Below are 15,754 nucleotides of genomic sequence, written 5' to 3'. Positions count from 1 at the left end.
CGCTATGGTGGCCACTCCCACCACTTCCTTTCCATCACCGAAGAGTCTGTCACCGCGCGTCCGGCGGGATGAATGACGTCAGGAGCCTGTTCATGGAGCATCTGAATACACAGGGCATCAGCATGCCTAAGCTCGGCCTCGGCACCTTCCGCATGCAGGGCGACGTCTGCCGCGCCGCGGTCGAGAGCGCGCTGTCGATCGGCTACCGCCACATCGACACCGCTGAGATGTATGCCAACGAAGAGTCGATCGGTTCGGCCATCGCCGCTTCCCGCGTGCCGCGCGGCGAGCTGCACGTCACCACAAAAGTCTGGCACGAGAATCTGGCGCCGGAGGCGATCCGTCGCGCTTTCGACGCCAGCCTGAACAAGCTCAGGCTCGACCATGTCGATCTCTATCTCGTGCACTGGCCGTCGAGAGCCGCCAATTGGGGCGCGGTGTTCGAGACCCTGATGAAGCTGAGGGAGGAGGGACGCACACGGGCGATCGGCGTTGCGAACTTTACCACAGCGCTGCTCAAGATCGCCGTCGAGGACATCAAGGCGCCGATCGCCTGCAACCAGATCGAATATCATGCCATGCTCGATCAATCGAAGGTGCTGGCCTATCTCAACGCCAAGTCGATCCCGCTCGTCGCCTATTGCCCGCTGGCGCAGGGGCGCTTCGCAACAGATCCGGTGCTGAGCGAGATCGGGATCAAGCACAATGCGACCGCTGCGCAGGTCGCGCTGAAATGGCTGCTCGATCAGAACGGCGTCGCGGCGATTCCGAAGGCCTCGCGGCGCGAGAGCCAAAAGGCCAATCTCGATGCCCTGAAGATCACGCTCGACGACGCCGACCGCAACAAGATCGCCGCGCTGCCGAAGGACAGGCGCTGCGTTAATCCCGGCTTCGCGCCAGCGTGGGATTAGCCCCGAGTGCTTTCGAACGCAAAGAGATGGCCCCGTAAGGGGCCATCTCCACGCTGCGTTGCGCATCAGTCCCAGTGGTGGCGATGACTGCGCTTGATCACGACGACCTTGTCGCCGCGATGGTGCCAGCCGCGATGCCAGCCGTAGTCATGGTGCATGCGATATTCGGCGCGTGCGCCGTACGGGCCGTGATGATGACCGCGTTTGATCACCACCGTCTCGGCGCTCGCCAGCGTCGGCGCCGCGATCACCAGCGCGCCGAGAGCCGCAACCACATAACCAAGCCTCTTCATGATGTCTCTCCTCCAATCGAATGCACATCTAAACCGCGCGTGCACGCGAACGTTCCGGAGGAACTGCGGGAGAATTCTGAACGGCTGTTAATCGCAGCGTTGCTGCGCCGGTGTCTGCGCGCCGGTCGCGACGTATTTGCCGTCCCTGATCGTGTACTCGCCGCGCTCGCTGCGATTGTAGATCGCGCGCAGGCTGCCATCCTTCTGCAAGAGGAGTCCAAATTCGCGCGTCTGATGCAGCGAGGGGAAGAACACCATCACATTGAGCAGGCCCTCGGCATTGACCGTGGCGGAGACGACCTCGTTCTCGTCCCTGGCGTCGCCGAAGTTGCGCCCGTACATCACCCGGCCGTCCTTCCTGATCTCGTAGGTCAAGAGCGCGCGCTTGTCGCGGTCGGGCCGAACCGCGCAGTCGACCGCCCAAGAGCCGAGCAGGCCCCATTGTCCAACTGTCGCCGCAAGCGTCTCGGCACGCGTCGCGGACGCGAGTGCGACCCACAGCAGCGCAGCCGCGATCCAGCGGCTCAAACAACCCGTCATGTCCTGGCAAGCCCCGCCTCGAAGAATTCCAAAGTGTAGCATCCCGCGCACGGCCGTCCACGCCAGCTGCCGATCGCGCGCGAATTTGATCCGCGTCAATGAGGCCGGCCGTTTCCGGGGTAGGATGTGCTTCCCGAAGGCGAACGTGGATAGACCAATGCTGAATCAAGTCGTGGATTTTGCGGGCGAAGTGCTCCCGGGGAGCTGCGCCGTGCCGCCTTATTCCGAGACCGCGTTTCTGGCCGAGCTGGGCGAGCGCTTAAGGTCCTCGCGCACGCGCTGCGACCTGTCGCGCCGTGAGCTGGCCCGCCGCTCCGGGATTTCCGAGCGGTACATCGCCCAGATCGAGGCCGGCAAGGGCAACGTCTCGATCGTCCTGTTGCTGCGGCTGGCCTCCGCGATCCACGGCAGCCAGCCCCAAGTGGCTTAATATCAGGCGGCTTAATATCAATATCAGGCCCGCTTCTCCACATTGGCGCTACGGGCCGGCACGCCAAATTCCTTGCGGCAGACCTCGGCCAGCACGGCGACGCCCTCACGGATCTGCTGATGCGTCGGGCTCGCAAAGCACAGTCTCAGCCGCGAGCTGGAATGGTTCTTGTTGGTCGACCATTCCGGCCCCGGATTGATCGAGACGCCGGCGGCAAGCGCGGCCTGATAGAGCTTTAGCGTATCGACCTGGTCGGGCAGCTTCACCCAGAGGAAGATGCCGCCCTTGGGCTCCTCGAATTCGGCCGCCGTCCCGAACTGCTCGTTGAGGGCTTCCATCAGCGTATCGAGCTTGGTGCGCAGCGCCTTTGTCAGGGCCGGCACGTGGGTGGAAAAATGCGGCTTGCAATAGGTGGCGAGCACCATCTGCTCCAGCGCGCCCGAGCCGGCATCCGTCTTCAGGGCCAGCATCCGCGACATCACATCCCAGGGCGCCACGACGAAGCCGACGCGCAGTGCCGGCGCGATCGATTTCGAGAACGAGCCGATATGGATCACGCCGCCGTTTCGGCTCATCGCATGGATCGCAGGCGGCCGCTGGCCCGACCAGACGAGATCGGCATAGCAATCGTCCTCGAAGATCGGCACGCCGTATTCCGATGACAAGCGCAGCAGCTCCGTGCGCCGGTTCTCGGGCATGATGCTGCCGGTCGGATTTTGGACGGTCGGTATGGTGTAGATGTATTTGGGACGGATGCCGCGGCTCTTCAGGTCGGCCAGCGCGGAGGCCAGCGCGTCCATGCGCATGCCATCCTTGTCGAGGGGGATGCCGACCACATTGACGCCGAGCCGCGCCAGGCGCGTCAGCGCGCCCTGATAGCTCTCCTGTTCGAAAATCACGGTATCGCCGCGCGTCAGCAGCGTGGCGTTGACGAGATCGAGCGCCTGGAGCGAGCCCGAGACGATCAGGAGATCGTCGACCGTGCAGGTGATGCCGGCATCGCGCTTGAGCTTTGTCACCAGGAATTCGCGCAAGGGCAGGTAACCCTGGGGACCGTGCGCCAGGCCGTAGGTGGCAAGTGAGCGGCCCTCGCGGCGTAGTACCGTGTTGGTTGCATCGATCAGATCATCGAGCGGCACCTGCTCGGAATCGTTGTTGCCGCCGACGAAGCTGTATTTGGCAAGGCCCGTCCAGCGCGCAGTGGGGGCCGGCAGCCCTGCGGGAAACAGGGGCGCGAAATCGAAGCTGGAGGTCATGGGCGTTCCTCGTCTTGTTCTTGTTGGTGGCCGGCGTTGCACCGGCCTATCTTACTTCCTGCTGGCCGTCCGGGTCGGACGTCCCTGGCTGATGAAAGCGTAATGCGCATTGGCGACGCCGCCAACCATCAGGGCTTCGACCACAGGCTCGGCGATCTCGCTTGTTGCGGCCCAGTCCACGAGAAAATTGGCTCCGGTGCCGCCGCGGACGTCGTCGGTCGGAATGAAGATCGAGACGGTGGCGAGCGGCCTCAAGGCGACCGGCGCCTTCAGATAGCTCTCGACTTGCTTGCCTGCGGTGTCGAAATAGGCGATGCGTTTGACCACCAGCGGCCGGGTCTCGGAGGCGTTGTGCACGCTCAGCGTCACAGAGAAGTCGACACGCAGCTTGCCCTGGCTCATCGCGACGCTGGAATAGGCGGGCACGTAGAACCCGCCGGAGACGGCGAGTTCTTCCTTCGGCAGCGCGGTTAGCGAATCAGCAAAGTTCTGTTCGATACTGACCTTGGATTGCGCGGCGGCGGGCGCGGCGTAGGCGAGGGGGCATAGCAGCATTGCCGCGAGGAGCCCTTTCCGCATGTGACGAATTGCTCGCTTGCCGCACCGCAACCCGTCTCTAGGGTGCGGCAAAACGGACCAATTTGGCATGCACGAGCTCATTCGCGACATCACTCTCTGTATCCTGTTTGCCTGGATGCTGGGCCTCCTCGCCCATTTCTCCCGGCAACCCCTGATCCTGGCCTACCTTATCGCCGGCTTCTGCATAGGTCCATTCGGCGCCGGCTGGGTGAAATCGCAGGAATCGATCAGCGTCATCTCCGAACTCGGCCTGATCTTCATGCTGTTCATGATCGGGCTGGAGATCGACCTGAAGAAGATCGTGCGGGCAGGAAAGGTGATCCTGTTCGCGGCGGGCGGCCAGCTGCTCGGGGGCTGCCTGCTCGGGGTCTTGTTCTTCGTCGGCATCGGCCTGTCGCTCGGCGGCGGGCATTTCGATGCGCTCTATCTCTGTGTCGCCTGCGCGTTGTCGAGCACCGTCATCATCGTCAAGGTGCTCTACGAGAAGCGCGAGCTCGACACGCTGCCGGGCCGCATCACCCTCGGCGTGCTGGTGCTCCAGGATATCTTCGCCATCCTGTTCCTGGCGGTGCAGCCGAGCCTTGCCAATCTGCAAGTCAGCGTCATCCTGCTCTCGATCGGCCGCGTCGCGGTGCTGGTCGCCGCCGCGCTTCTGGTCAGCCGCTACGTGCTGCCGCGCCTGTTCCACCAGATCGCACGGCGGCCCGAGCTGATCCTGCTCGGCGCGCTCGCCTGGTGCTTCCTCGTCGCCGAAACTGCGGAGCGGCTGTCGCTGTCGCGCGAGATGGGCGCGCTGATCGCCGGCGTCTCGCTCTCGACCTTTCCTTACGCGCTCGACGTCACCGCCAAGGTCACGACGCTCCGCGACTTCTTCATCACGCTGTTCTTCGTCGCGCTTGGCATGACCATTCCCGTGCCCGGTCTCTCCGTCATCGGGCTGGCCTTGATGATCGCGGCGTTTACGGTGGTGAGCCGCCTCGTCACCACCTTCATCCCGCTCTACCTGATGAAGCAGGGGCTTCGCGCGAGCCTGTTGCCGGCCCTCAACCTCGCCCAGATCTCCGAGTTCTCGCTGGTGGTGATCCAGACCGGCATCGCCGACCACCATATCGCGCCGGAGACGGCGAACGCGGCCTCCTTCGCCTTCGTGGTGCTGGCCGTGCTCTCGACCTTCGTGATGACGCGCAGCGACGAGATCACCCGCTGGATGATCGGCCCCCTGAAGCGGATCGGCCTGCGCGACCTCGATCATGGCAGCGGGCATGCCGAGGAGGCCCATGGGGGCGGCCATGGCGAGGCCCGCCGCATCGTCATCCTCGGCTTTTTCCGTGCGGCGAGCGCGCTTTTGGCCGAGATCGAACGGCAGGCCCCGGTGCTGCTGGAGCAGATCACGGTGGTCGATTTCAACCCCAATGTGTACCAGACCCTGCTCTCGCGCGGCCTGCACGTGATCTATGGCGACATCAGCAATGTCGACACGCTGCTCCATGCCGGCGTCGGCAAGTCCGAGATGATCATTCTCAGCGTGCCGGATTCGCTGCTGAAGGGCGCCACCAACGAGAAGCTGGTCCGCCACGTCCGCGCGCTCAACCCCACCGCCCTGATCGTGGCGACCGCCGACCTCCTGGCCGATGTCGGCGAGCTCTACGAGGCCGGCGCCAGCTATGTCACCGTGACCCGGCTCAGCGACGCCCACGAGCTGTTCACGGTGATCGAAGCCGCCCAGGCCGGCCTTCTGGCCGACAAGCGCGCCGAGCTCGATCAGCGGCTCGGCGAGCGGCGCGAAGTGCTGCCGTGACCGCGCCCGGCCGCCTTCCTTTCCGGCGGTCGGTGCCTATATCCCTGGTATCTTCGGTGCAAGCCTGAACCACCCTGGCAGGCCTGCCGTCCGGCATATGTGGTTGCGCTGGGAAGACTAGCGCCCCGGCTCAAGTCCGGCTAAGCCTCCCGGCCATAACCGATAGAGATTGGGAAATGCCCGATAGCATTCAGGAAGTCTTGCAGGCCTTTGCCCGGGGCGAGCTTGTCGTCGTCACCGATGATGAGGACCGCGAGGGCGAGGGCGATCTGATCGTCGCTGCCTCGCTCTGCACCGCCGAGAAGATGGCGTTCATCATCCGCCACACCTCCGGCATCGTCTGCGCGCCCGTGACCACGGAGGACGCGCGCCGCCTGCGGCTCGATCCGATGGTCGCCCACAACGATTCCGCGCACACCACGGCGTTCACGGTCTCGATCGACTACAAGCCCGACGGCGGCACCGGCATCTCCGCCGAGGAGCGCGCCTCGTGCTGCCGGGCGCTGTCCAATCCCAATGTCGGCGCCAACGACTTCGCCCGCCCGGGCCACATCTTCCCGCTGATCGCCAAGGATGGCGGCGTGCTGCTGCGCTCCGGCCATACCGAGGCCGCGGTCGACCTCTGCAAGCTCTCCGGCCTGCCGCCGGTCGGCGTCATCAGCGAGCTCATGAACGACGACGGCAGCGTGATGAAGGGCGAGCAAGTCGCCCGCTTCGCCGCCGAGCACAAGCTCAAGCACGTCACCATCGCGGACATGATCGCTTACCGCCAGGGGCGCGAGAAGCTGATCGAGCGGGTCTCGACCTTCGTCACCGAGAGCCCGATCGGGCCCTTGCAGGGCTATGCCTATCGCTCGCCGTTCGATTCCATCGCCCACGTCGCCTTCGTCTACAATGGCGTCGGTGACGGCAAGAACGTGCTGACGCGGTTTCACAAGCCGAACATCGTCAAGGACGCTTTCACCGGCCACAAGCGCATGGCGGCGGTGCTCGAGCATTTCAAGAAATCGGGGCGAGGCGTGCTGGTCTACCTGCGTGATGGCGCAGCCGGTGTGCCCGTGGAGCCGCTGCCGGACGAGACGTCCACGGAAGCCGACCGCAACCGCCAGTGGCGTGAGGTCGGCGTTGGCGCGCAGATCCTGCGCGATCTTGGCGTCACCTCGATCCGGCACCTCACCTCTTCGGTGCACGACTACAAAGGCCTGTCAGGCTTCGGCATCGAGATCGTCGCCAACGAGCAGCTCGAAAGCTGACACGCAGCGTAGAGGCGAGGAGATTGCGGGTTCGACGTTTCGCCTCGCCCCGGAATGACCGAAACCAGGATGCAATTGCACTTGTTGCCGCGGCGCTTTAATTTGTCGGGCAATTTATGACGGAACCAGACGCGAAAGGACGTTTCATGAGCGTGCGCCCTCAGGCCAAGGACAAGCCGGCTGCGGCTTCTTTCCAGTGGGACGATCCGTTCCTGCTCGACGAGCAGCTCACCGAAGACGAGCGCATGGTGCGCGACACCGCTCGCGCCTACGCCCAGGACAAGCTGCTGCCACGTGTCTCCCAGGCCTATCTCGAAGAGAAGACGGACCGCGAGATCTTCAACGAAATGGGTGAGCTCGGCCTGATCGGCATCACGCTGCCCGAGGAATATGGCTGCGCCAATGCGAGCTACGTCGCCTATGGCCTCGTCGCGCGCGAGATCGAGCGGGTCGATTCCGGCTATCGCTCGATGAACTCGGTGCAGTCCTCGCTGGTGATGTATCCGATCTATGCCTATGGCGACGAGAACCAGCGCAAGAAGTACCTGCCGAAGCTCGCCAGCGGCGAGTGGGTCGGCTGCTTCGGCCTGACCGAGCCCGACGCCGGCTCCGACCCGGCCGGCATGAAGACCCGCGCAGAAAAGGTTTCGGACGGCTATCGCCTCACCGGCAGCAAGATGTGGATCTCGAACGCGCCGATCGCCGATGTGTTCGTGGTGTGGGCCAAGTCGGCGGCGCACGACAACCAGATCCGCGGCTTCGTGCTGGAGAAGGGCATGAAGGGCCTCTCCGCGCCGAAGATCGGCGGCAAGCTGTCGCTTCGCGCCTCCATTACCGGCGAGGTCGTGATGGACGGCGTCGTGGTTCCCGAAGACGCGCTGCTGCCCAACGTCTCCGGCCTGAAGGGCCCGTTCGGCTGTCTCAACCGCGCCCGTTACGGCATCTCCTGGGGTGCGTTAGGGGCCGCCGAGGACTGCATGCACCGTGCCCGCCAGTACACGCTCGACCGCAAGCAGTTCGGCAAGCCGCTCGCCGCGACCCAGCTGGTGCAGAAGAAGCTCGCCGACATGGAGACCGAGATCGCGCTCGGCCTGCAGGGCTCGCTTCGTGTCGGCCGCCTGATGGACGAGGGCAAGTTCGCGCCCGAGATGATCTCGATCATGAAGCGCAACAATTGCGGCAAGGCGCTCGACATCGCCCGCACCGCCCGCGACATGCACGGCGGCAACGGCATCTCGATCGAGTATCACGTGATGCGCCACGTCCATAACCTCGAGACGGTCAACACCTACGAGGGCACCCACGACGTCCACGCCCTGATCCTGGGCCGCGCGATCACGGGCATTCAGGCGTTTTTCTAGTCGCCGCTTTCTTCGGCTGTGGCTAGTTTGCTCCGTTGTCATCGCCCGCCTTGTGCGCAATGCGCACTGGGGCGGGCGATCCGGTATCCCAGAGACCTCGCCTTCGTCACAGGCGCCGCGGCGTACTGGATGCCCCGCTTTCGCGGGGGACGACGAAGAGTGTGGGTACGCACAGGAAGTCCCATGTCCGACAATGACGACGTCCCGTTCAACCGCAACTTTCCGCTGAGGCCCGGAATCGTCGAGGAGGTCCGCCCCGGCGTCCGGCGCGTGCTCTGTAACAATCCGAGCCCTTTCACCTTCACCGGCACGGTCAGTTACATCGTCGGCACCGGCAATGTCGCAATCATCGACCCCGGCCCGGACGACGCGGCGCATGCGGCAGCGCTGCTCGATGCCGTGCGCGGTGAGACGGTGAGCCATATCTTCGTCACCCACACCCACCGCGACCATTCGCCGAACACTGCGCGGATCAAGCAGGCGACCGGCGCGCCTGTTTATGCCGAAGGCCCGCACCGTGCCTCGCGCCCGCGCTTCGAGAGCGAGAAGCACAATCCGGAATCCGGCGCCGATCGCGATTTCGCGCCCGATGTCAGGATCGCCCATGGCGACGTCGTCGAAGGCGCCGGCTGGCGGCTTGAGGCGGTGGCAACGCCCGGCCACACCGCAAACCATCTCGCCTTTGCCTGGCCCGAGCGGAAACTCAACTTCGTCGGTGATCACATCATGGGCTGGTCGACATCGATCGTGGCGCCGCCCGACGGCTCGATGATCGACTATATGGAGTCGCTGGACCGCCTCGCGTCCCGCGAGGAGGACCTCTACTTCTCTGGCCATGGCCCGGAGATTCCGGACGGTCCGCGCTTCGTGCGCTTTCTGATCCGTCATCGCAAGGCGCGCGAGGCCTCGATCCTGCACCGCCTTGCCAAGGGCGAGGCCGACATCCCGACCATGGTGCGTGCGATCTATATCGGGATCGATCCCAGGCTGACGACCGCCGCCGGCTACTCCGTGCTGGCGCACCTGGAAGACCTGGTCGCACGAGGCGTGGTCGCGACGGATGGCGATCCCGTGATCGGCGGAACGTATCGGATGGCTAGCGCCTAGTGTCCCACTGTCGTTCCGGGGCGATGCGCAGCATCGAGCCCGGAATCCATTCATCCACCGACGCTGCGGCCCGATGGATTCCGGGTTCGATGCTGCGGACCGCCCCGGAATGACAGCCGCTACTTCTTCACCGTCTTCGCCGGCGCCTTTGGCGGCGCGACCGGCGTCTTCTTCACCGGCTTGAGCGCATCGGCATCGGCGGCGGTGTTGAGATCATCAATGAATTTCTTGACGCGGGCAGCGTTGCTGCCGAGGTCGCTCTCGAAATAGCGCGAGGCGGAGCGGATATCGACGCGGGAATCATCGCCATCAGGCACGACCCGGATCGAGATGTCCTCGCGGAACCCCATGATCGGCGTGCGCGCGACCGCCTCGATGCGACCGATACGGCGCGGCGGCTGCGGCGCACGCTCGTCGATGACGAGCCATTTGCGCTTGGTGACGAGCTGGCGCGCGATCGCATAGGCGCGGTCAGCCGGGATCTCCAGCTCGATCGGCTCGATGTCGGGGTAAAACTGGCGCTGCTGCTCGGCCGAATAGAGACCGGCATAGACCGCGGTGTTGGTGCCATCGCCGGTGCGTATGGGCGCCAGCGCGTCGAAGCGCGGCGGGTCGATCGGGTTGGTGGTGATGTCGTGGATCGCCGGCAGCTTACGATATTGCAGGGCGAGATAGGCGGGATAGGCGAGGATCAGCGCATCGATCAGGAAAGCGAGCAGGATGCGCGCCATGCCGCGCGAGCCGTTCTGCCAGATCGCGGCAAAGCCGGCGAGCCCGAACAGGATCGACAGACCGGCAATCGCGAGCCCGCCGAAGAAGGCCATCAGCGCCGGTTTCATCTCCAGGAAGTCGAAGCGGACGATGATGATCGAGACCACCACCGCCACCACCGCGAACACGGCCAGATTACGCGCCCAGCTCGCGAGGCTGGACACGGGCTCCGACTGATAGGGAGCGGAAAACCTGCGGGCCATCGGGTGAGCTCTGCCGGGTGTTGCGGGCGGCGCCGGCCGATCTGGCGCGGCTATGCGCCGTTGAGACCACGGCCCGAGGGCAAATTCAAGGGTCGTTCACCCTCCCCTGGAGGGGGAGGGTCGATCGCATATGGCGTGAATAATGCTTCGGCATCGGCAGTGGGCTCCCTCTCCCGCTTGCGGGGGAGGGCGGGGGTGGGGGTGCCTCCGCGTCGGGATTGTCGAGAATTGCGGAGGCGATCCCAGTGCGGTGAGAGCCCTCACCCGCCGCGCTCGGGACGATGCTTCGCATCGCCCGGGACGCGTCGGCCTCTCCCGCAAGCGGGAGAGGCGGAGCAAACTCGCGGGTGGTCCCCGCGAAATCCATATGCGATAGCCCTACCCTCCAGGGGAGGGTGGCACCGTCTTACGCCGCCGCGTTCGGGAAGCGGTAATCCTTGAACTGGTCGCGCAACTCCGTCTTCAGGATCTTGCCCGTCGCGGTGTGCGGAATGCCCTCGACGAAGACGACGTCGTCGGGCATCCACCACTTGGCGATCTTGCCGTCCATGAACTTCAGGATGTCCTCGCGCGTGGCCTGCTGGCCCTGCTTGAGGTGCACGATCAGGAGCGGCCGCTCATCCCATTTCGGGTGGAACACGCCGATCACGGCGGCTTCGGCCACGGCCGGATGGCCGACCGCGAGGTTTTCGAGATCGATCGAGGAGATCCACTCGCCGCCGGACTTGATCACGTCCTTGGAGCGGTCGGTGATCCGCATGTAGCCGTCCTCGTCGATGGTCGAGACGTCGCCGGTGTCGAAGAAACCTTCCTCGTCGAGGATGTTGGCGTCGAGCCGGTAATAGGCCTTGGCGACGGCTGGGCCGGCCACCTTGAGGCGGCCAAAGGTCTTGCCGTCCCAGGGCAGCTCCTTGCCGGCATCGTCGGTGATCTTCATCTGCACCGCGAACGGCGCATAGCCCTGCATCTGGAGCACGTCGAGCCTGGCGTCGCCGGTCGCGTTCTGGAACGGCGGCTTCAGCGCCGCGACGGTGCCGATCGGGCTCATCTCGGTCATCCCCCAGGCGTGACGGACGTTCGAGCCCATGTCGAGGAAGGCCTTGATCATCGAGCGAGGCATCGCCGAGCCGCCGCAGATCACCATCTTCAGGTCGGGCAGCTTCAGATTGTTGGCGGCCATGTGCTGGAGCAGCATCAGCCACACCGTCGGCACGCCCGCAGTGTGTGTCACCTTCTCGGTCGAGAGCAGTTCGTAGACCGAGGCGCCGTCGAGCTTGGCACCGGGCATCACCAGCTTGGTGCCCTGCGAAGGCGCGGAGAAGGCGATGCCCCAGCTGTTGGCGTGGAACAGCGGCACCACCGGCAGCATCGTCTCGGAGGCGCTGGTGCCGAGCGCGTCGACATTGTTGGCCATCAGCGCGTGCAGCACGTTGGAGCGATGCGAGTACAGCACACCCTTCGGGTCGCCCGTCGTGCCCGACGTGTAGCACATCGCAGCTGCCGTGTTCTCGTCAAAGTCCTTCCATTTGAATTTGCCGTCGGCCTGCGCGATCCAGTCCTCGTAGGCGACCACATTCTTCAGCGTGGTTTCCGGCATATGCGCCTTGTCGGTGAGCACGACATAGCGTTCCACGCTCGGAAGTTTGTCGGCGATCTTCTCCAGGATCGGAACGAAGGTGATGTCGGTCATCACGATGCGGTCCTGCGCATGGTTGATGATCCAGCCGATCTGCTCGGGGAAAAGGCGGGGATTGACGGTATGGCAGATGGCGCCGATCCCCATGATGCCGTACCACACCTCGAGATGGCGCCAGGTGTTCCAGGCGATCGTTGCGACGCGGTCGCCGAGCTTGATGCCGTCGCGCTCCAGCATCTGCGACACCTTGAGCGCGCGCTGGTGGATCTCGGCGTAATTGGTGCGATGGATCGGCCCCTCGACCGAGCGCGTGACCACCTCCTGCTTGCCATGAATCCTGGCGGCGTGTTCGATGATCCGGTGGCAGAGCAGGGGCCAATCTTGCATCAAACCGAGCATTCTGACGTTCCTCCGAGAAGTCGCTGGGCGCGTTATCGCTCTCAGCCTTGGGCCAAACAATTGTGATGAGTTTTAGCCTGCCGGACTTTCGCCGCAAATGGTCTTGTCGCGGCTATATGTCCACCGGGGCGGCAATGGTTACCGCCGCGCTCGCGCTGTCGCTTGTGTTCGCCGAGAGGGCTGAGGCGCGGAAATATCCTGCGCCATGGGATATCTTCGGCCTTGGTACACCACGACCGCGCGCAGCCGTTCGTCACGCCAAGATTCCACTGCCAAAACCGCGCCCCGAACAGGCCCCCAAGGCGTCGGACGAGGGGGCGCCGGAGCCAGAAGGCAAGCCATCCGAGGACAAGCCAAGCGCCGACAAGCCCGCCGAGGCCGCGCCGCCGCCCGAGAAGCAGGCCTCGGCCTGCCGGCTGGCGCTGACCGAGGAGATCGCGATCGCGCCGTCGATTCCGGATATCCGCGGCCCCGGCGCCTGCGGCGGTGAGGATCTGGTGCGGTTAGAGGCCATCGTGCTGCCGGACAAGCGTAAGGTGGCGGTCAAGCCGGCGGCGATCCTCCGCTGCACCATGGCGTCCGCGGTCGCCGATTGGGTGCGCAAGGACATGGTGCCGCTGGCGGCGAGCCTCGGCTCCACCATCAGCGACCTCGACAATTTCGACAGCTTCGAGTGTCGCGGCCGCAACCGCGTCGTCGGCGCGATGCTGTCCGAGCACGGCAAGGCCAACGCCCTCGACGTCCGCGCCATCAAGCTCGCCAACGGGCAGTCGATCGGCCTGACCGACCGCACCATGTCGCGCGACGTGCGCGAGCGCGTGCTGCATTCGGTGTGCGCGCGCTTTTCCACCGTGCTCGGCCCGGGTTCGGACTGGTACCACGAGGACCACATCCACCTCGATTTGGCGCAGCGGCGCAATGACTACCGGATCTGCCAGTGGAACGTCTGGGATCCCCTGCCGCAGGTCGCCCCGCTGTTGCCGGCGGAGCGCCCTGAGGAGGCACCGCCGCGCGAGGTCGCGGCCAAGCCCGACGGCAAGGAGGACGCCGACGAAGGGGCGGCGGACAATCCCCCTGCGCCTGCGGACAAGCCGTCTGCTGATGGCAACAAAGCCCGGTCGCACAAGCCGGCAACAAAAAAGCGCCGGTAAAACCGGCGCTTTTGGATGTCAGAGATCAGGACGCGATCAGTAGCTGCCGGCTTGGCCGGTTTGGCTGCTGCCGAGCGCCAAGCGCGAATTATACGGCGAGTCGCCATGCTTCGGCTCGAGCACCACGACGATGGTGCCGACCTTGACGCGATTGTAGAGGTCGATCGCGTCCTCGTTGGTCAGGCGGATGCAGCCCGACGAGATCGAGGCGCCGATATATTCCGGCTGGTTGGTGCCGTGGATGCGGAACAGCGTGTCCTTGCCGCCCGAATAGAGGTACATGGCGCGGGAGCCCATCGGATTGTCCGGACCCGGCGCGACATAGGTCGGCACGCCCAGGCGCGAAATCTCGCCGGGGGTCGGATGCCAGGCCGGCCATTCGGTCATGCTGCCGACCTTGGCAATGCCGGACCAGGCCATGGCCTCTTCACCGACGGTGATGCCGTAGCGGATCGCCTTGCCGCCCTCCAGGACGTAATAGAGGTAGTGGTTGTCGGAATCGACCACGATCGAGCCCGGCGATTCCTTGCGGTGATACTCAACGATGGCGCGGCGGAACGGCTCGGCGACGGGGGTGTTTTCGTACCGGACCTTGGCGAGGAGTTCCTTGTCCTTCGGCTTGAAGGCTTTGGTGTCGGTCGCCTCATAATGCGTGGCCTGCATGCAGCCCGACAGCATCAGGCCGGCGGCCAAGATCCCCAATTTAACTTTCAGCGACGACATGGTTTGTGGTTCCAATCGAAACAATACCGTGCGGAAGGCCTGAGCTTAGCGCCCAAGTTCCTCGACTCCGTTAATCCCATTATCGTTGAAATCTGCCACAATTCCAGCACTGAAGCCTTTATCCCGCGCTGCAAGACCCCAGCTGTGGCTTTTCTGCCGCAAGTTTTGCGGCGCTGTGTGGATTTTGCGGCAGGCGGCTCCGAACTGTCGATTCCGCGCCACAGTTGAGCCGCGCCCCCGCCATAAATACCAACGCTTCGTTAATCCGGTTGTCATCGTGAACTTGTCAGAATCGCGCTAAGGGCTGTCATTCTGTCGCAGGTTCTCTGGAGTTGTCATGTTTTCGGTGTTTGTTCCCTCCGAGGCCTCCCTCAAGAAGGCCGTCATCGAAGATCTCACCGCGCTGCCGGAGAGTGCGGTCTGGATCGACCTCGTCAACCCGAGCGCGGCCGAGGACAAGGCGGTGGAGCGGCTGGCGGGCATCGCCATCCCGACCCGGGAAGACATGCAGGAGATCGAGATCTCCAGCCGGCTCTATATCGAGAACGGCGCGCGCTACATGACCGCGACGCTGATGTGCCACTCCGATACCGACATGCCCCGGACCACGGCGGTGACCTTCATCCTCGGCGACCACCGCCTGGTGACAGTGCGCTACGATTTGCCGAAGCCATTCGCCCTGGTCGAGGCCAAGCTCGGTCGCTCCTGCACGCCTTCCATCACCGGCGAGATGGTGCTGATGGAACTCCTGGACGCCGTGATCGACCGCTGCGCCGACATTCTGGAGCGCTGCGGCGCCGAGATCGACCAGGTCTCGCACGACATCTTCGAGCCCGAGAGTGAGCGCCACGGCCACGCCAAGCAATATTCCCAGATCCTGATCTCGATCGGCCGCAAGGGCGATCTGACCTCGAAGGTTCGGGAGAGCCTGGTGTCGATCGGCCGCGTCGTGACGTTCCTGTCCGCAGTGGTCGAAGGCGTGAAATGGTCGAAGGACATGCGCGAGCAGCTCAAGACCATGCAGCGCGACGTGGCCTCGCTGACCGATCACGCCTCCTATCTCTCCAACAAGATCACTTTCGTGCTCGACGCCATGCTCGGCGTCGTCAATCTCGAGCAAAACAACATCATCAAGCTGTTCTCGGTCATGGCTGTTGTCCTGATGCCGCCGACGCTGATCGCCTCGATCTACGGCATGAACTTCAGGGTGATGCCGGAACTCGAATGGATCCACGGCTATCCGATGGCACTGGTGATGATGCTGATCGCGGCGATCGTCCCGTACTGGATCTTCAAGTGGAAGAAGTGGCTCTGATCTCCCGCGCTCTCGGAAAATAGCTACC

General features: G+C 64.4%; 15 protein-coding genes. 8 read left to right on the top strand and 7 right to left on the bottom strand.

Annotated elements, in window-relative coordinates; translation table 11 throughout:
* Nucleotides 1-92: 92 nt before the first annotated feature.
* The gene (locus tag ACNJX8_RS30000; RefSeq protein ID WP_439357688.1) at nucleotides 93-911 is read left to right on the top strand and encodes an aldo/keto reductase; all 819 of its coding nucleotides are present in this window, start codon (nucleotides 93-95) and stop codon (nucleotides 909-911) included.
* Between the two features lie 65 nt (nucleotides 912-976).
* Here ACNJX8_RS30000 and ACNJX8_RS29995 read toward each other — a convergent pair whose 3' ends face one another.
* On the bottom strand, nucleotides 977-1,204 hold the full coding sequence (locus ACNJX8_RS29995) for a hypothetical protein (RefSeq protein ID WP_091892629.1): 228 nt from the start codon (nucleotides 1,202-1,204) through the stop codon (nucleotides 977-979).
* Between the two features lie 87 nt (nucleotides 1,205-1,291).
* Nucleotides 1,292-1,744 carry a hypothetical protein gene (locus ACNJX8_RS29990; protein WP_439357687.1) on the bottom strand — a complete coding sequence of 151 codons (453 nt, stop codon included), beginning with the start codon at nucleotides 1,742-1,744 and terminating at the stop codon, nucleotides 1,292-1,294.
* Between the two features lie 157 nt (nucleotides 1,745-1,901).
* Between ACNJX8_RS29990 and ACNJX8_RS29985 the strand changes: the two genes are divergently transcribed.
* Nucleotides 1,902-2,174 carry a helix-turn-helix domain-containing protein gene (locus ACNJX8_RS29985; RefSeq protein ID WP_128935322.1) on the top strand — a complete coding sequence of 91 codons (273 nt, stop codon included), beginning with the start codon at nucleotides 1,902-1,904 and terminating at the stop codon, nucleotides 2,172-2,174.
* Nucleotides 2,175-2,197: 23 nt separating this feature from the next.
* Here ACNJX8_RS29985 and ACNJX8_RS29980 read toward each other — a convergent pair whose 3' ends face one another.
* Nucleotides 2,198-3,430 (bottom strand): PLP-dependent aminotransferase family protein, encoded by a 1,233-nt coding sequence (locus ACNJX8_RS29980; RefSeq protein WP_439357686.1) that lies wholly within the window; start codon nucleotides 3,428-3,430, stop codon nucleotides 2,198-2,200.
* A gap of 51 nt (nucleotides 3,431-3,481) precedes the next feature.
* Nucleotides 3,482-4,009: a DUF3124 domain-containing protein gene (locus ACNJX8_RS29975; RefSeq protein WP_439357685.1), complete on the bottom strand. Its 528-nt coding sequence runs from the start codon at nucleotides 4,007-4,009 to the stop codon at nucleotides 3,482-3,484.
* 67 nt (nucleotides 4,010-4,076) lie between these two features.
* Here ACNJX8_RS29975 and ACNJX8_RS29970 point away from each other — a divergent pair, with 67 nt between their 5' ends.
* The 4 genes from ACNJX8_RS29970 (at nucleotide 4,077) to ACNJX8_RS29955 (ending at nucleotide 9,528) form a co-directional block, all read left to right on the top strand.
* Nucleotides 4,077-5,807, top strand: coding sequence for a cation:proton antiporter (locus tag ACNJX8_RS29970; RefSeq protein WP_439357684.1), 1,731 nt, complete (start codon nucleotides 4,077-4,079; stop codon nucleotides 5,805-5,807).
* A 176-nt stretch (nucleotides 5,808-5,983) separates the two neighbouring features.
* Nucleotides 5,984-7,060 (top strand): 3,4-dihydroxy-2-butanone-4-phosphate synthase, encoded by a 1,077-nt coding sequence (gene ribB / locus ACNJX8_RS29965; protein ID WP_091892435.1) that lies wholly within the window; start codon nucleotides 5,984-5,986, stop codon nucleotides 7,058-7,060.
* A gap of 146 nt (nucleotides 7,061-7,206) precedes the next feature.
* On the top strand, nucleotides 7,207-8,421 hold the full coding sequence (locus ACNJX8_RS29960; protein ID WP_091892433.1) for an acyl-CoA dehydrogenase: 1,215 nt from the start codon (nucleotides 7,207-7,209) through the stop codon (nucleotides 8,419-8,421).
* Nucleotides 8,422-8,604: 183 nt separating this feature from the next.
* Entirely contained in the window at nucleotides 8,605-9,528 is a 924-nt protein-coding gene (locus ACNJX8_RS29955; protein WP_439357683.1) for an MBL fold metallo-hydrolase, read from the top strand.
* 119 nt (nucleotides 9,529-9,647) lie between these two features.
* On the opposite strand, the gene ACNJX8_RS29950 is transcribed toward ACNJX8_RS29955, so the two are convergent.
* Complete coding sequence (locus tag ACNJX8_RS29950; RefSeq protein WP_128939564.1) at nucleotides 9,648-10,502, bottom strand: DUF1499 domain-containing protein; 855 nt, start codon at nucleotides 10,500-10,502, stop codon at nucleotides 9,648-9,650.
* Nucleotides 10,503-10,908: 406 nt separating this feature from the next.
* Nucleotides 10,909-12,537: a fatty-acid--CoA ligase gene (locus tag ACNJX8_RS29945; RefSeq protein WP_439357682.1), complete on the bottom strand. Its 1,629-nt coding sequence runs from the start codon at nucleotides 12,535-12,537 to the stop codon at nucleotides 10,909-10,911.
* Nucleotides 12,538-12,602: 65 nt separating this feature from the next.
* On the opposite strand from ACNJX8_RS29945, the gene ACNJX8_RS29940 reads away from it, so the two are divergent.
* On the top strand, nucleotides 12,603-13,688 hold the full coding sequence (locus ACNJX8_RS29940; RefSeq protein WP_439357681.1) for an extensin family protein: 1,086 nt from the start codon (nucleotides 12,603-12,605) through the stop codon (nucleotides 13,686-13,688).
* 36 nt (nucleotides 13,689-13,724) lie between these two features.
* Here ACNJX8_RS29940 and ACNJX8_RS29935 read toward each other — a convergent pair whose 3' ends face one another.
* Nucleotides 13,725-14,411: a L,D-transpeptidase gene (locus ACNJX8_RS29935; RefSeq protein ID WP_128935314.1), complete on the bottom strand. Its 687-nt coding sequence runs from the start codon at nucleotides 14,409-14,411 to the stop codon at nucleotides 13,725-13,727.
* Nucleotides 14,412-14,748: 337 nt separating this feature from the next.
* Here ACNJX8_RS29935 and ACNJX8_RS29930 point away from each other — a divergent pair, with 337 nt between their 5' ends.
* Nucleotides 14,749-15,726, top strand: a complete 978-nt coding sequence (locus tag ACNJX8_RS29930) for a magnesium transporter CorA family protein (RefSeq protein WP_439357680.1) — start codon at nucleotides 14,749-14,751, stop codon at nucleotides 15,724-15,726.
* The last annotated feature ends 28 nt before the right edge of the window (nucleotides 15,727-15,754 follow it).

The sequence above is a fragment of the Bradyrhizobium sp. SPXBL-04 genome, assembly GCF_051853035.1.
GTDB lineage: Bacteria > Pseudomonadota > Alphaproteobacteria > Rhizobiales > Xanthobacteraceae > Bradyrhizobium > Bradyrhizobium zhanjiangense.
This window is presented reverse-complemented; position numbering and strand designations above follow the sequence as displayed.

What these genes read in the sequence shown, in the direction of transcription:
- ACNJX8_RS29950 (WP_128939564.1), bottom strand. Translation starts at nt 10,502, where the DNA reads ATGGCCCGCAGGTTTTCCGCTCCCTATCAGTCGGAGCCCGTGTCCAGC.
- ACNJX8_RS29985 (WP_128935322.1), top strand. Translation starts at nt 1,902, where the DNA reads ATGCTGAATCAAGTCGTGGATTTTGCGGGCGAAGTGCTCCCGGGGAGC.
- ACNJX8_RS29960 (WP_091892433.1), top strand. Translation starts at nt 7,207, where the DNA reads ATGAGCGTGCGCCCTCAGGCCAAGGACAAGCCGGCTGCGGCTTCTTTC.
- ACNJX8_RS29945 (WP_439357682.1), bottom strand. Translation starts at nt 12,537, where the DNA reads ATGCTCGGTTTGATGCAAGATTGGCCCCTGCTCTGCCACCGGATCATC.
- ACNJX8_RS30000 (WP_439357688.1), top strand. Translation starts at nt 93, where the DNA reads ATGGAGCATCTGAATACACAGGGCATCAGCATGCCTAAGCTCGGCCTC.
- ACNJX8_RS29955 (WP_439357683.1), top strand. Translation starts at nt 8,605, where the DNA reads ATGTCCGACAATGACGACGTCCCGTTCAACCGCAACTTTCCGCTGAGG.
- ACNJX8_RS29980 (WP_439357686.1), bottom strand. Translation starts at nt 3,430, where the DNA reads ATGACCTCCAGCTTCGATTTCGCGCCCCTGTTTCCCGCAGGGCTGCCG.
- ACNJX8_RS29975 (WP_439357685.1), bottom strand. Translation starts at nt 4,009, where the DNA reads ATGCGGAAAGGGCTCCTCGCGGCAATGCTGCTATGCCCCCTCGCCTAC.
- ACNJX8_RS29970 (WP_439357684.1), top strand. Translation starts at nt 4,077, where the DNA reads ATGCACGAGCTCATTCGCGACATCACTCTCTGTATCCTGTTTGCCTGG.
- ACNJX8_RS29940 (WP_439357681.1), top strand. Translation starts at nt 12,603, where the DNA reads ATGAGTTTTAGCCTGCCGGACTTTCGCCGCAAATGGTCTTGTCGCGGC.
- ACNJX8_RS29995 (WP_091892629.1), bottom strand. Translation starts at nt 1,204, where the DNA reads ATGAAGAGGCTTGGTTATGTGGTTGCGGCTCTCGGCGCGCTGGTGATC.
- ACNJX8_RS29930 (WP_439357680.1), top strand. Translation starts at nt 14,749, where the DNA reads ATGTTTTCGGTGTTTGTTCCCTCCGAGGCCTCCCTCAAGAAGGCCGTC.
- ACNJX8_RS29935 (WP_128935314.1), bottom strand. Translation starts at nt 14,411, where the DNA reads ATGTCGTCGCTGAAAGTTAAATTGGGGATCTTGGCCGCCGGCCTGATG.
- ribB (WP_091892435.1), top strand. Translation starts at nt 5,984, where the DNA reads ATGCCCGATAGCATTCAGGAAGTCTTGCAGGCCTTTGCCCGGGGCGAG.
- ACNJX8_RS29990 (WP_439357687.1), bottom strand. Translation starts at nt 1,744, where the DNA reads ATGACGGGTTGTTTGAGCCGCTGGATCGCGGCTGCGCTGCTGTGGGTC.